Origin of the sequence: Azonexus sp. (genome assembly GCF_030824335.1) — a bacterium.
Classification (GTDB): domain Bacteria; phylum Pseudomonadota; class Gammaproteobacteria; order Burkholderiales; family Rhodocyclaceae; genus Azonexus.
Genome location: NZ_JAVBXX010000011.1, coordinates 74,474 through 88,798, shown reverse-complemented (window position 1 = coordinate 88,798; position 14,325 = coordinate 74,474). Strand labels below are relative to the sequence as shown.

17 protein-coding genes are annotated in these 14,325 nt (G+C 55.1%); all 17 read left to right on the top strand.

The genetic code is table 11. From position 1 onward, the window contains the following. Positions 1–7: 7 nt before the first annotated feature. The 17 genes from RCI20_RS07915 (at position 8) to hfq (ending at position 14,281) form a co-directional block, all read left to right on the top strand. Positions 8–673, top strand: coding sequence for an energy-coupling factor ABC transporter permease (locus RCI20_RS07915; RefSeq protein WP_306604175.1), 666 nt, complete (start codon positions 8–10; stop codon positions 671–673). 44 nt (positions 674–717) lie between these two features. Next, a complete protein-coding gene (locus tag RCI20_RS07910) occupies positions 718–2,487 on the top strand; it encodes a FimV family protein (protein WP_306604173.1) in 1,770 nt (589 codons plus the stop codon). Positions 2,488–2,640: 153 nt separating this feature from the next. Then, positions 2,641–3,018, top strand: coding sequence for a 30S ribosomal protein S6 (gene rpsF, locus RCI20_RS07905; protein ID WP_306604172.1), 378 nt, complete (start codon positions 2,641–2,643; stop codon positions 3,016–3,018). Further along, positions 2,996–3,373 carry a primosomal replication protein N gene (priB, locus tag RCI20_RS07900; protein WP_306604170.1) on the top strand — a complete coding sequence of 126 codons (378 nt, stop codon included), beginning with the start codon at positions 2,996–2,998 and terminating at the stop codon, positions 3,371–3,373. The genes rpsF and priB overlap by 23 nt, the downstream gene beginning before the upstream one ends. Next, positions 3,345–3,620, top strand: a complete 276-nt coding sequence (gene rpsR, locus RCI20_RS07895; protein ID WP_306604168.1) for a 30S ribosomal protein S18 — start codon at positions 3,345–3,347, stop codon at positions 3,618–3,620. The genes priB and rpsR overlap by 29 nt, the downstream gene beginning before the upstream one ends. Positions 3,621–3,638: 18 nt before the next feature. Next, positions 3,639–4,085, top strand: a complete 447-nt coding sequence (gene rplI / locus RCI20_RS07890; protein ID WP_306604166.1) for a 50S ribosomal protein L9 — start codon at positions 3,639–3,641, stop codon at positions 4,083–4,085. A gap of 172 nt (positions 4,086–4,257) precedes the next feature. Beyond that, positions 4,258–4,932, top strand: coding sequence for a hypothetical protein (locus RCI20_RS07885; protein WP_306604164.1), 675 nt, complete (start codon positions 4,258–4,260; stop codon positions 4,930–4,932). Positions 4,933–5,004: 72 nt separating this feature from the next. Continuing rightward, positions 5,005–5,433 carry a nucleoside-diphosphate kinase gene (gene ndk / locus RCI20_RS07880; protein WP_306604162.1) on the top strand — a complete coding sequence of 143 codons (429 nt, stop codon included), beginning with the start codon at positions 5,005–5,007 and terminating at the stop codon, positions 5,431–5,433. A 24-nt stretch (positions 5,434–5,457) separates the two neighbouring features. Next, the gene (rlmN, locus tag RCI20_RS07875; protein WP_306604160.1) at positions 5,458–6,552 is read left to right on the top strand and encodes a 23S rRNA (adenine(2503)-C(2))-methyltransferase RlmN; all 1,095 of its coding nucleotides are present in this window, start codon (positions 5,458–5,460) and stop codon (positions 6,550–6,552) included. Next, positions 6,549–7,367 carry a type IV pilus biogenesis/stability protein PilW gene (pilW, locus tag RCI20_RS07870; RefSeq protein WP_306604158.1) on the top strand — a complete coding sequence of 273 codons (819 nt, stop codon included), beginning with the start codon at positions 6,549–6,551 and terminating at the stop codon, positions 7,365–7,367. The genes rlmN and pilW overlap by 4 nt, the downstream gene beginning before the upstream one ends. Continuing rightward, positions 7,364–8,302, top strand: a complete 939-nt coding sequence (locus tag RCI20_RS07865; RefSeq protein ID WP_306604156.1) for a RodZ domain-containing protein — start codon at positions 7,364–7,366, stop codon at positions 8,300–8,302. The genes pilW and RCI20_RS07865 overlap by 4 nt, the downstream gene beginning before the upstream one ends. Before the next feature lie 12 nt (positions 8,303–8,314). Then, entirely contained in the window at positions 8,315–9,535 is a 1,221-nt protein-coding gene (gene ispG, locus RCI20_RS07860) for a flavodoxin-dependent (E)-4-hydroxy-3-methylbut-2-enyl-diphosphate synthase (RefSeq protein ID WP_373691492.1), read from the top strand. Next, positions 9,532–10,821: a histidine--tRNA ligase gene (hisS, locus tag RCI20_RS07855; protein WP_306604152.1), complete on the top strand. Its 1,290-nt coding sequence runs from the start codon at positions 9,532–9,534 to the stop codon at positions 10,819–10,821. Before ispG ends, hisS begins: the two co-directional genes overlap by 4 nt. A gap of 5 nt (positions 10,822–10,826) precedes the next feature. Further along, a complete protein-coding gene (locus RCI20_RS07850) occupies positions 10,827–11,468 on the top strand; it encodes a tetratricopeptide repeat protein (protein ID WP_306604150.1) in 642 nt (213 codons plus the stop codon). After that, a complete protein-coding gene (bamB, locus tag RCI20_RS07845) occupies positions 11,465–12,628 on the top strand; it encodes an outer membrane protein assembly factor BamB (RefSeq protein WP_306604148.1) in 1,164 nt (387 codons plus the stop codon). The genes RCI20_RS07850 and bamB overlap by 4 nt, the downstream gene beginning before the upstream one ends. Next, positions 12,625–13,956 carry a ribosome biogenesis GTPase Der gene (gene der, locus RCI20_RS07840; protein WP_306604146.1) on the top strand — a complete coding sequence of 444 codons (1,332 nt, stop codon included), beginning with the start codon at positions 12,625–12,627 and terminating at the stop codon, positions 13,954–13,956. The genes bamB and der overlap by 4 nt, the downstream gene beginning before the upstream one ends. An 88-nt stretch (positions 13,957–14,044) precedes the next feature. Further along, positions 14,045–14,281, top strand: coding sequence for an RNA chaperone Hfq (hfq, locus tag RCI20_RS07835; protein WP_011288708.1), 237 nt, complete (start codon positions 14,045–14,047; stop codon positions 14,279–14,281). The last annotated feature ends 44 nt before the right edge of the window (positions 14,282–14,325 follow it).

Genomic DNA, 14,325 nt, shown 5'->3' with positions numbered 1-14,325 from the left:
TGGCCGGGTGAATCTGACAGATAACCTGCTGGGCGAAATGTGGTACTGGGTGGCTTGGGGCGCCTGGCTTCCGCTTTTCGCCCGTAGCATTTGGTTGGCGCCATGGCGGCGCTTGGCTGATTCCGAGCAGTCCAACGTCTGGTTCGGCATGGTCGTCGTGCTGATTTTGCTCTGGAGTCTCAAGGCTGGTGTAAAACCCGGCTTGTCACTGCATCTGCTGGGGGCAAATTTATTTACCCTGGTTTTTGGGCCGCATCTCGCGTTTGTCGGACTGTGTCTGGTGCTTTTCGGGATTACGCTGAATGGTGCCGCCGGTTATTTTTCTTATGCTACCAATGCGATCTTGCTGGCAGGGGTAGGGGTTTTTTTGAGTCACCAGCTATTTCGTCTGTTGTCTGGCGCACTGCCCAAGCATTTTTTTGTCTATATATTCGTAAATGGTTTTCTTGGCGCGGCCCTCGCCATGGTTGGTGTTGGCATCGTCTCAACGATTGTTCTGGCGCTGGCTGGTGCTTATGCTTGGGATTACCTGATCGAAGAGTATTTCCCTTATTACTTCCTTTTGGCCTTTTCTGAGGCTTGGCTGTCCGGTATGGTCGTCACGCTATTGGTTGTTTATCGCCCTCAATGGGTTGGAACATTCGACGATAACAGTTATCTTTCCGGTAAATAGCTCCGCAGCATTGTTTTTGCTTAACCCCGTCTAGAGATTATTCGTTGATTCAAAACCGTTTTTCTTTTCTCCTTGGTTTTTTCCTGCTCGTCATTTCAGGAGCGGCGTCAGCCATTGGGTTGGGAGAGTCGGGTGGGGCGGCAGTTTTGGGAAGTCGCTTGGCGTTGACGATTGATCTTTTGGGGGCAGAGAAAATGCTTCCTGAGGCGGCCTGTTTCAGGGTGGTTAAACCAAGAGGCAACGATGACTTGCCTTGGTTGAAGCAGGCAAGCTTCAATGTTCGATCCGGAAGTCAGCCTGTGCTTGAGGTTCGGACAACTGAGGTTTTGCGCGAGCCGATCATTCAGTTGGCTATCCAGTTATCTTGTGGTCATGAGGTTTATCGCGAGTATACCTTGCTTGCCTCTCCGCCTTCAGGGGCTTCTCCGTCGCCTGTGCCGGTTGAGTCGGTGCTGCAAAAGCCCAAAAGGGAAAATGAAAGCTCGATGCTTCGTCGCATCAAGCCCGTTTCCGGTGATGGGCGCGGCTTGCCAAAATTGCCGCCCAAGCTTCCGGTTGTTGTGCCTGTTGCTGAGCCTTTATCTGATCGTTTGTTGCTTTCTGCTGACGATCTGACGACAGAGTCTTCGTTGCGTTTGTCTACCGTGCTTGGTCAGGGGTTTGTTGCTGGCGAAGCACTGGGCGAGGCGCAGCGTGAAATCCTGCGTCTGGAGTTTCGTATCCTGATGGCGTTGCATGAGCAGGCAAGTGGGCAGCTCAACGCGGCGGAGAGGTTGCGTCATGCTGAGACTGCTCTGGAGGACTTGCAGGGCAAGACATTGAAATTGACAGACCGTGCTTCGGTGAATCTTGTGGAGAAGGCCGATGCGCTACCGTTGGCTGACGTAGAGCTTACCGGGGCAGCCAAAAAATCTCAGTCGGCATTGCTTCTCGAAGAGGGGTTTTTCTCCGGTTGGATTTTTTATGGAATGCTGCTTGGTGTTTTTCTCGGGCTTGGTGCTTGGCTGTTCTGGCGTAATTATCGTGAGTATGAAAATCGGCAGGCTCAAGCTGATCAGGCACCTGAGTTTTTTCCACCAATTTCCGATGTGCCGCTCAGTGATAAGTATGGAGAGGGCGCGGAGCTGGATCTGAGTCTGGAGCCGGTAAGCCCAGGTGTTTCGGTCAAAATGGATGTGGAGTTGGATGGGGGTGGGGATGCCGTGCTCGAGCATGTCAAACCAACAGACTCATCTGCTCGGCTTGTTGAGGCAACGGTTGACGAGCATTTTGAGGCTAATCCCGTGATGGAGTTGGCTGACATCATGCTTTCCTTTGGTCGCGTAAAGGGGGCGGCGCAGGCGCTGCAGGAGTATGTCGATAACAATCCGCAAGAGGCTTTGCAGCCTTGGATGCGCTTGATGGATGTTTATCGCCTGGCCGGTATGCGGGAAGAATTTGCCAAGGTGGCGGCTGATCTGAATAAGTATTTCAATGTTGAAGTCCAGTCTTGGGAGATGGTCGGTGATGGGACTTCGGTCGACTTGGTACTGGATTCGGGTGAGGGGGGGGGCGGGCACAGCTCGTCTGCGCCGGCGGTGCGAGGGCTGGAAGACATGCCTCGTATCATCAGTAGCATCGTCCGTATGTGGGATTCGGAAGATGTGGTCGGTTATATGTATGAGTTGTTGCGTGACAATCGTGGTGGACAACGGCAGGGGTTTTCCGCTTTTGTGGCTTCCGAAATCTTGTTTTTAATTGAACTCAAGGAAACTGCCAACCGGATGAGTCGCGAGCTTGAGAGGCGGGGCGAGCATCCTGTCCTGCCGGTGTGAGTTCGCCCGTGTGTTGGTGGCGTCTGTAAGTGCGGGTAGTGTCATTTCCCAATTTGTTTTCTGAAAGAGCCAAATCGGTGTTATAGTTTTGGGCTTTTCCACCTTGCCCTACCGCTAACGCATGACGGGGGGTTCATCCCAAAAGGAGTTTGCATGCGCCATTATGAAATCTGCTTTATCGTCCATCCGGACCAAAGCGAACAAGTGCCCGGCATGGTCGAGCGCTATCGCGCCATCGTTACCGCCAAGGGTGGTTCGGTACATCGTCTGGAAGACTGGGGTCGTCGTCAATTGGCCTACCCGATCCAGAAGATCCACAAGGCACATTATGTGCTGATGAATATCGAGTGCGACGGCGAAACGCTGGGCGAGCTCGAGCATTCCTTCAAGTTCAATGATGCTGTGTTGCGTCACCTGACCGTCAAGATGAAGGCTGCAGTGACGACACCTTCCCCGATGATGAAGGAAGAAAAGTCGAAGTCCCTGCTGGCTGGCGAAACCGAGGCTGTTGCCGAAGTCGCAGCTGCCTGATCCGGTTTTCACGGGACGTAGCGTACTGAACTGCATCACGCTCTCTGGTAGCTTGGTCGAGCGCAAACCATTGCGCTACACACCTGCAGGCATACCGGTCAGTGAAGGGCGACTGCAACATCAATCGACACTGCTTGAAAATAAAGCTGAACGTTTGGTGGAAGTGGAAATGGCAGTTGTTGCCTTGGGTGATGTGGCTCGCTGGCTGGAAGCGGCACCGTTAGGTGGTTTATTGCGAATCGAAGGATTCATTGCCGCCCGGGGTCGCAACAGCAGAACGCCTGTGATACACGCCAACACTATCGAATATTTGGAAGGAAACGAAAATGGCACGATTCTTCAAAAAGAAGATTGATGACAAGAAAAAGCGTCGCGGCAACAGCCTGTTCAAGCGTCGCAAGTTCTGCCGCTTCACGGCAGAAAAGATCGAACAGATCGACTACAAGGATGTTGATGTCCTGAAGGAATACATCCAGGAAAACGCCAAGATCATGCCGGCTCGTCTGACCGGTACCAAGGCCGGCTATCAGCGCCAGCTGGGCACCGCGATCAAGCGCGCCCGCTTCCTGGCCCTGCTGCCTTACACCGACAACCATCAATAATTTCCGGGGAGACGAAACATGCAAATCATTCTGCTCGAGAAGGTTGTTAACCTGGGTAACCTGGGTGACGTGGTCAAGGTCAAGGACGGTTACGCCCGTAACTTCCTGATTCCGCAGCGTATGGCCAAGCGTGCTACGCCGGCTGCCATGGCTGAGTTCGAAGTGCGTCGTGCCGAACTGGAAAAGGCTGCTGCCGAGAAATTGGCTGCTGCCCAGGAGCTTGCCGAGAAGATGAACGGTACTGCCGTTTCTGTTGCTCGCAAGGCTGGTATGGACGGTCGTCTGTTTGGTTCCGTGGGTAATGCTGACGTCGCTGAGGCACTGAAGGCTGCTGGTTTCAGTATCGACAAGTCTGCCATCCGTATGCCGGACGGCCCACTGAAGGCGATTGGCGAGTTTCCGCTTGATGTTGCCCTGCACACCGATGTGCTGGCCAATATTACGGTTGCCGTTTCGGCCGAGTAATTTTCGGGCTGTTGGGTCCGTATGAAAAGGCCTCGCAATTGCGAGGCCTTTTGCTTTTTTACTGCGGGATTGTTGTCGATGGATGGTGGGTAGGGTGCGGGCTGGTCAATTCTCCGGGTTTTTGCGACTTTCTCTGTGGCACAATCAGCTCCCCTTGCTTTTGTTTTTTTCCATGAAATTTGCCCTCTCGCTTATTGCGCTGATTATCGCCGCGCTGGTTCTTCCTTTCTTTTTGCCTGTTTCGGGTAAGCAGGAGGGTATTGACCCAAATGTCAATTTGCCTTGGCAGATTGACCTTGATGGGCAGGGAGGGAGTCGTGTTTTTGGTGTGCGGCCCGGGCTGGATACATTGGCTGAGGTGCGTGCGGTATTGGGTGGTGATGCTGAGGTCGCCATTGTTGCTGCGCCGGATGAGGTTGGCTCATTGGAGGCCTATTATGCTCAATTGCCTTTGGGTTTTGTTTTGGCCAAGGTGATTCTTACGGTCGACGCTTCTCCGGAGCTGATTGTTGCGATGCGCGATCGGGCCTTGAAGGCCGAGCACATGGAGAGTACGACGCGAAAAATTCGTTTGCATCCGGATGATCTGATTCTGGCGGAGCGCTTGCCGGTTAAGGCAATTAGTGTGATACCTACCGTAAATCTTGATGAGGCGACTGTTTTGCAGCGTTTTGGTCCGCCAGGAGAGCGTTTGTTGGTATCGGAAAAGCGCGTCCATCTGCTTTATCCGGAGAGAGGGCTGGATGTTGTGGTTGATGCGGATGGTAAAGAGTTGTTGCAATATGTTGCCCCGCGTCATTTTTCCCTGCTGCGCGAGCCTTTGCTTAAGTCTTCCGTTGGGCAGTGAGGCGGGTGTGTCCCGTGCTTATCTGCTAAAATCTCCCGTTTTTCAACTGACTAGCTTTTTCGGAGCAATCACATGGCTATAGAGCGCACCCTTTCCATTATCAAACCTGATGCAGTCAAGAAGAATGTCATCGGTCAGATCTATTCCCGTTTCGAAGGCGCTGGCCTGAAGGTCATCGCTGCCCGCATGACCTGGCTGTCCGAGCAGGAAGCTGGCCAGTTTTACGCCGTGCACAAAGAGCGTCCTTTTTTCAAGGATCTCGTCGAGTTCATGACTTCCGGTCCGGTGATGATCCAGGCTCTGGAAGGCGAGAATGCCATCCTGAAGAATCGCGAGCTGATGGGCGCTACCGATCCGAAGAAGGCTGACAAGGGCACTATCCGTGCTGACTTCGCCGAATCGATCGATGCCAATGCCGTACATGGTTCCGATGCTGCTGAAACCGCTGCCGTGGAAATTGCCTTTTTCTTTCCGGGCATGAACACCTATTCCGGCCGTTAATTTTCCGCCGAAGCAGTACATCGCATGACCGTCAATCTGCTGGATTTTGATGCTGAAGGCCTGACTGCATGGTTTGCCGAGCAGGGTGAAAAACCCTTCCGGGCCAAGCAGGTCTTGCGCTGGATGCATCGTTCCGGTGTGGCGGACTTCGACGCCATGACCGACATTGCCAAGAGTTTGCGTGAAAAGCTCAAGGCGAGGGCGGTTGTGGCGCCACCCGCGGTGGTTTCCGACAAGCTGTCGGATGATGGAACGCGCAAGTTCCTGATTGATGTCGGGGGCGCCAATGCAGTCGAGACAGTGTTTATTCCCGAAGATGATCGTGGGACGCTTTGTATCTCCACGCAAGCAGGTTGTGCGCTCGATTGCGCCTTCTGTTCCACTGGCAAGCAAGGTTTTAACCGCAACCTGACGGTAGCGGAGATTATTGGTCAGCTCTGGCAGGCCAATAACGCACTTGGTGCGGTCCACGGTGATGAACGGATTATTTCCAATGTCGTCATGATGGGCATGGGCGAACCGCTCGCCAATTACGACAATACAATTACTGCGCTGCGCTTGATGCTTGACGACCATGCTTATGGTTTGTCGCGTCGGCGGGTGACGGTCTCCACCTCGGGCTTGGTGCCGGCGATGGACCGGTTGCGTGAGGATTGTCCGGTGGCGCTTGCCGTTTCCTTGCACGCGCCGAATGACAAATTGCGCGATGAGCTGGTGCCGATCAATCAGAAATACCCCTTGAAGTCCCTGATGGCGGCTTGTCAGCGTTATCTGGAAAAGGCACCGCGTGACTTCGTGACTTTTGAATACACGATGATGGCCGGCATCAATGACGGCGATGCACATGCACGTGAGTTGCTGGCCTTGGTCAGAGATGTGCACTGTAAATTCAATCTGATTCCCTTCAATCCTTTTCCTGGTTCGCCATTTCGGCGTTCGCCGGCTGATCGGGTACGGCGCTTTGCCGATATCCTGATCGAAGCCGGTGTTGTGACGACAACGCGCAAAACGCGTGGCGATGACATTGATGCAGCTTGTGGCCAGTTGGCTGGACAAGTTCAGGACAAGACCCGGCGTACTGCCGGCTTGGTGATTCCCATTCAGGAGCTCAGGACATGAAGTTGTTTTTACGGAAGCTCGGTTGTGGGGTCATCTTCGGGCTCATCATGGCTGTATCGTCAGCTTTGGCCCAGTATGACGCAGCAAATTTTGAACAAAATGGTCAAGTAGGCAACTCGGGCGAGGCTTCGGTTTCTGATCCACGCAGCCGGGCTAAAATCCATACTGAATTGGGCGCCTTGTACTTTCAGGCTGGTAATCCTGCTGCGGCACTCGAGCATCTGGCATTGGCGCTGGAAATCGACTCGCGTTTTCATCAGGCCAATAGCGTACGTGGTCTGGTCTACGCCTCGCTAAGGGAGTTTGCCAAAGCTGAGGCCGATTTTGCTCGCGCCTTGTCCCGTGCGCCGGATGATCCCGAGGTCAATAACAACTATGGTTGGTTTCTTTGCGAAACGGGTAAGGAAGCACAGTCCATCGCGTATTTTTTGAAGGCGCTGAAGGACCCATTGTATGAAACGCCGGATCGTGCTTATGCCAATGCGGGAAACTGTGCCCTGAAGGCTGGTGACCTGGATAAGGCTCAGGGGTATTTGTTACAGGCAATTCGCCTGTCTCGTGATGGTGCGGTGTCGGCACGCTTGGCGCTGGCAAACATATTTTACAAGCGCGGTATTTTTGCCGAATCACGCGTCTATCTAGGTGATGTATTGCGCATGATGGAGCCGCCAACAGCCGAAGCTTTGTGGCTCGGCTTGCGTCTGGAGCGCAAATTGGGCAACAAAGGTGCAGAGGGGGGATTTGCCGCTCAACTGCGTAGCCGTTACCCGACATCGAATGAATACCAGGAATTCCTCAAAGGTAATTTTGAATGAGTGAGCAGATCGATAATGAGCTTCCTGCAGAAGTGCCGGAAGCCATTGCAGAAATTCCTTCGGTCGGCGCTGCTTTGCGTGCCGCTCGAGAAGCTAAAGGTTTGCCTGTTGCCGATATTGCCAGGGCGCTCAAGTTGGGGCAGCGTCAGGTTGAAGCGCTGGAGCAAGATGAATGGTCTGGTTTGCCGGGAACAACATTCATTCGGGGATTTGTGCGTAATTATGCGCGTATGGTGGATATTGATCCGACGCCATTGATGCTCAGTCTCGATGCTTTGTTGACGAAACCGGTCGATACCTTGAAGGTGTCAGACACCGCGCCGGCGCCGATAAGTACATCTTCTCGTTCCAGGGATGGTTTGGTAGTGGGGGTTGGTGCTGCGATGCTGGTGCTTGCCGCACTGGGGTATTTTTTGTTGCCAAATGACCTCAGCGAATTGCGATTGAGTATTCAACGGTTGATTGACGGTGATGTCGCCGTGCAAACCGTTGGGCTCAGTCCTCAGCCTGTTCCGGCGCCTGCGCAACCGTCTCAAGAAGGTTTGTTTCCTCCTGGGGTGACGGCAAATCAGCTGATTGCACCGCAACTTCCGGGGGCTGTCAGCGTCGCTGAGTCAGCAGTTTCGCCTGCGCAGGAGCTTCAGCCTGTTGTTCAGCCGGCAGTGCAGCCGGAAAAATTACCTGGTCCGGCTCTGAATCCTCCGCAGTTGCGTTTCGTTGTAATGCAGGAGTCATGGGTGGAGGTTCGTGATCGTGATGGCGCTGTGGTTTTCTCACAACGCTTGTCGAGTGGTGCGGAGCAAGCGGTTTCCGGCAAGGGGCCTCTTTCGTTGGTGATCGGTTTTGCGCCGGGGGTTCGATTGTTCTCCTATGGCAAGGTGGTTGAACTGGCGCCGCACACCAAGGGCGATGTGGCTCGCCTGGTTCTGGAATAAACGAGGATGGCAGTGAACAAGCGCTCGACGCGCAGTTGTCAGATTGCGCATGTCAAACTGGGCGGCGATGCTCCCGTCGTCGTGCAGTCCATGACCAATACCGATACGGCGGACTATCTGGCAACTGCCATCCAGTGCGCCGAATTGTCACGTGCCGGTTCCGAACTGGTGCGCATTACGGTCAACTCTCCGGAAGCTGCTGCTGCCGTGCCGAAAATCCGTGAGCATCTCGACCGGATGAACTGCAATGTGCCGCTGATTGGAGACTTCCATTACAACGGTCATCGTCTGCTGCTCGATCATCCGGGCTGCGCCGAGGCGCTGGCCAAGTACCGGATCAATCCGGGTAATGTGGGGTTCGGCAAGAAGAAAGACGAGCAGTTCGCCCTGATGGTCGAGCTGGCCTGCAAGTACGACAAGCCGGTACGTATCGGCGTCAATTGGGGTAGTCTCGATCAGGAATTGCTGGCCCGGATCATGGATGAAAACTCGCGTCGACCGCAGCCGCTGGATGCGAACGAGATGATGCGCCACGCGATGGTGACGTCGGCCCTCGAATCTGCCGCCAAGGCGGAGGAAGTTGGCCTGGCCGGTGAGAAGATCATCCTGTCGTGTAAGGTGTCGAGCGTGCAGGATTTGATCGCCATCTACCGCGAGCTGGCGCAGCGCGCCGATTACGCCCTGCACCTTGGCTTGACCGAGGCCGGCATGGGATCGAAGGGAATTGTTGCGTCGACCGCAGCATTGTCTGTTTTGCTGCAGGAAGGCATTGGCGACACCATCCGTGTGTCACTGACGCCGGAGCCGGGTGGTTCGCGTTCGCAGGAAGTGATCGTTGCCCAGGAAATCCTGCAAACCATGGGCCTGCGTGCTTTCACGCCGATGGTTGCGGCTTGTCCGGGGTGTGGGCGAACGACCAGCACCCTGTTTCAGGAGTTGGCTGGCGAGGTGCAGAACTTTGTTCGTGCCCGCATGCCGGAGTGGAAGCTTCATTACGACGGCGCCGAGAACATGACGCTCGCCGTCATGGGCTGCATCGTCAATGGTCCCGGCGAGTCGAAGCATGCCAACATCGGTATTTCTCTGCCGGGTACCGGCGAGGCACCGTCGGCGCCGGTCTATGAGGATGGTCAGAAGACCGTCACGCTGAAGGGCGACAATATCGCCAATGAATTCAAGGACATCATCGAGCGCTATGTCCAGCGCACCTACAAGAAGAAACTGCAAGCATGAGTCAAGCATTACAAGCCGTGCGCGGGATGAACGACATCCTGCCCAGCGAAGCCGCTTTCTGGGAGTTGTTCGAGGACACCATTCGTTCCTGGCTGAAAAGCTACGGCTACCAGCCGATCCGTATGCCCATCGTCGAGCCGACCCCGCTGTTCAAGCGCGCAATCGGCGAAGTCACCGATATTGTCGAGAAGGAAATGTATTCCTTCATCGACGGTTTGAATGGCGAGGCGCTGACCTTGCGTCCGGAAGGTACGGCCGGTTGTGTGCGGGCGGTGATCGAGCACAATCTGGCAGCCCGCCAGACCCAGCGTCTTTATTACATCGGCCAGATGTTCCGTCACGAACGGCCGCAGAAGGGGCGCTATCGCCAATTCCACCAGGTTGGTGTCGAGTCCTTCGGGATTGCCGGTCCGGACATCGATGCCGAAATGATCCTGATGGGCGCACGTCTGTGGAATGACCTGGGACTGGACGGGATCGAACTGCAAATCAACAGTCTTGGTCAGCCGGATGAACGCGCCCAGCATCGTGCTGCGTTGATTTCGTATCTGGAAGAGCATGCCGAAATTCTCGACGAAGAAGCCAAGCGTCGTCTGTATACCAATCCGCTGCGCATTCTCGATACCAAGAATCCCGCGCTGCAGGAGATGTGTGCGGCAGCACCCAAGTTGATCGATTATCTCGGCGAAGCCTCGATGGCGCATTTTGCCGGCGTGCAGCGCGTGCTGCGCGATGCCGGGGTGCCATTCACCATCAATCCGCGTCTGGTGCGCGGTCTGGATTACTACAACCTGACGGTTTTCGAATGGGTGACCGACAAGCTTGGTGCGCAGGGAACGGTTTGTGCCGGCGGTCGTTACGATGGTCTGGTCGAGCAGCTTGGCGGCAAGCCGACGCCGGCCTGTGGCTTCGCCATGGGGGTCGAGCGCCTGATTGCGCTGATCAAGGACTCGGGTGGTGAACCTGCTGCACCGGTTCCCGATGTCTACGTCGTGCATCAGGGCGATGCAGCGGCTCGTATGGCTTTCCGCGTGGCCGAAGGCTTGCGCGATCAGGGAATCGATACGCTGCTGCATTGCGGTGGCGGCAGCTTCAAGTCGCAGATGAAGAAGGCCGACGGCAGCGGTGCCAGTTTCGCGGTCATTATCGGCGACGACGAAGCGTCGACCGGAGAAGTTCAGCTCAAGGCCTTGCGTGAAGCAGGTGTGGAACAACGTAAACTGAAGGTTGATGAACTGGCCGAGGCCATCATCGATCACATGATTGATTCGGACGAAGAGGAATAAGCAGCATGGCGCATTACGACCTCGAAGAACAGGAACAGATCGATTCCCTGAAAACCTGGTGGAAGATGTACGGCAATCTGCTGACGTCGCTGATTTCCGCCGTCGCACTGGCTGTCGTCGGCTGGCAAGGCTGGAACTGGTACCAGAATAATGAGGCAGCCAAGGCCTCGTCGGTATTTTTGGTTCTTGAACAGGCTGTGCAGGCAGGGGATGCCCAGCGTATCAAGGCAACGGCCGGCGAGTTGACCGAGAAATTCGGGCGTAGCGGCTATGCCGGGCTTGGTGCGCTACTGGCGGCGAAGCATTCTTTTGATGCGGGCGATCTTAAAACGGCCAAGGTGCAATTGGCTTGGGTTGCCGAGAACTCCAAGGATGAGTTGCGTGATGTTGCGCGTTTGCGACTGGCTGGGGTGCAACTTGACGAGCAGGCCTACGATGAGGCGTTAAAGCAACTGAATGCGACACCAGCCCCGGCTTTTGCCGCGCGTTTTCTTGAACTGAAGGGTGATGTGCTGGCTGCTCAAGGCAAGAAATCCGAGGCTCGCGCATCGTATCAGGGGGCGCTCGACAAACTGAGTGAAAAAGCTGTGGGTGCCGGCCGTGAATTGCTGCAACAGAAGCTGGATAGTCTGGGAGAGTCGGCATGATACGCCGTTATTTTTTGCCAATTGGCTTGTTGTCCAGCGTTTTGTTGGCTGGGTGTTCGACGGTTTCGAGCACGCTGGATGCAATTAATCCATTTTCCAGCAGTAGCGCAAAAATTGCGCCTTTGCCGGCGTTGACCGCAACTGCCGAGGCACGAACCCTGTGGTCGGCAAGCGTAGGCAAGTCGGCCGACTATCTGTTCAAGCCAGCTGTTGTTGGCGATGTGGTTTATGTGGCCGATCAGAAGGGGGCGCTTTATCGCATGGAAGGCGGCAAGATCGTCTGGAAGGTCGATGCGGGTCAGAAGTTGTCGGCCGGCATCGGTGCGAATGGACAAATGCTGGTGGTCGGAACGGCCAAGGGGGCGGTTCTGGCATTTGCCGCTGATACCGGCAAGCCTTTGTGGCAAGCTCAGGTCAGCAGTGAAGTGCTGGCGGCTCCGGTTGTTGGGGATGAGGGAGTTGCGGTGCGCAGCGGCGATAATCGGGTTTTCCTGCTTGACGCACGCGACGGTACGCGTAAGTGGGTCTATCAACGACCTATGCCCGCACTTTCCATTCGCTCCACTGGTTCGCCGATTTTTGCTGACCGCTATCTGTTTGCCGGTTTTCCCGGCGGCAAGTTGGTTGCGCTTTCGCTGCAGAATGGTGCATTGATCTGGGAAGGGACGGTTGCTCAACCAAAGGGTACGACCGAGCTGGATCGTGTGGCTGATATCGTTGCTGCGCCGGTGATTGATGGTACGCAAATATGCGCGGTCGCTTTTCAGGGGCGGGTTGCCTGTTTTGACATGGGGCAGGGAGGGGCCATGATCTGGTCGCGCGATATTTCATCGGCTCGCGGCTTGGTGCTTGATGGCCGCTATCTGTACGTGACTGATGATCAGGATGTGGTCTATGGACTGGATCGCCTGACTGGCGGCAGCTTGTGGAAGCAGGATAAACTCAAGAATCGCGCAATTTCTGCACCAACAGTGCGGAGTGGCGTCGTAGCGGTTGCCGATGGCGAAGGTTACGTACATTTCCTGTCGCGTGAGGAGGGTGCGTTTGTGGCTCGCCATAAGACCGACGGGACTCCTATTCGTGTTCCGCCGCAGGTGCTGCGCGGCGCTTTCCTGACCCAGTCTACGGGCGGTGATGTCAGGGCAATCGAGATCCAATGAAACCAACTATCGTACTGGTCGGTCGACCCAATGTCGGCAAGTCCACGCTGTTCAATCGTCTGACCAAATCGCGCGATGCCATCGTGGCCGATATACCGGGTTTGACCCGGGATCGTCATTATGGTCACGGCAAAATGGGCAAGAAGCCGTTTCTGGTGGTCGACACCGGCGGGTTTGAGCCGCTGGTCAAGGATGGCATCCTGCATGAAATGGCGCGCCAGACCGAGCAGGCGATTGCCGAAGCCGATGCGGTGATCTTTGTGGTGGACGGTCGTACTGGCCTGACGCCGCACGACAAGGAAATTGCCAACAAGCTCCGGCGGATCGATCGCCCGGTCTTTGTTGCGGTCAACAAGGCCGAAGGTCTGAATTCCGGCATGGTTGAAGCAGATTTTCACGAGCTTGGTTTGGGTGAGCCGAATGCCATTTCTTCCGCCCACGGCGAAGGTGTGCGCGGCTTGGTCGAGTTGGCGCTGGAAAGCTTCCCTGAGCCGGAAGATGATGAGTGGCACTCTGCCTCCGTGCGTGTCGCCATCGTCGGTCGACCGAATGTGGGGAAATCGACGCTGGTAAATACCTTGCTTGGCGAAGAGCGGGTTATCGCTTTCGATGCACCAGGGACGACACGTGACTCCATCGAGATTGACTTCGAACGCGGTGGAAAAAAATACGTTCTGGTCGACACTGCCGGCATGCGCAAGCGTGGCAAAGTATTTGAAGCGATTGAAAAATTCTCGGTAGTGAAGACCTTGCAATCCATTGAGGATGCCAACGTGGTCATCCTGATGGTCGATGCGCAGGCTGACGTCTCCGATCAGGATGCGCATATTGCCGACTTCATCCTGCAGTCCGGTCGCGCACTGGTTGTTGCAGTCAACAAATGGGATGGTCTGGATTCCTACGTCCGTGAGCAGACGCGCCAGACCCTGCAGCGCAAATTGAAATTCCTCGACTTTGCCAAGTTCCATTTTATTTCTGCCCGCGACAATGTCGGCCTTGGCAATATGTTCAAATCGGTTGATGCTGCCTACGCGGCGGCCATGACCAAGCTGTCAACGCCTCGCCTGACTCGTGTTCTGGCAGATGCCGTGACCAAGCAGGCCCCGGCCAAGAATGGTTTGTTCCGGCCAAAACCGCGTTATGCCCACCAGGGGGGATCCAATCCGCCGATCATCGTCGTGCATGGCAGTGCAGTGGAGGCGATCAGCGACAGTTACAAGCGCTATCTCGAACACACCTTTCGAGAAGCATTCCATTTGCAAGGAACGCCATTGCGCATTCAGTTTGTTTCCGGAAAGAATCCATTTGCTGACAAGGAGCGCCGCTGAGTCACAAATCAACCACAAAATTGCCAACAACAAACTTCAAATTTGGGTACATTAAGACCCTCATAACAACACACATGGAGTCCACACCATGAGCAACAAAGGGCAACTCTTACAAGACCCCTTCCTCAACGCCCTGCGCCGTGAGCATGTTCCCGTTTCCATCTATCTGGTAAACGGTATCAAGCTTCAGGGGCAGGTCGAGTCTTTCGACCAGTATGTCGTCCTGCTCAAAAACACCGTGACCCAGATGGTTTACAAGCATGCCATTTCCACGGTTGTGCCTGCCCGTCCGGTTAATCTTCAGCAAGAGCAGGCCGCAGAATAAAACGTTTCATCCAGCTGCCCCGCGCAAGTGGGGTAGTGTTTTCT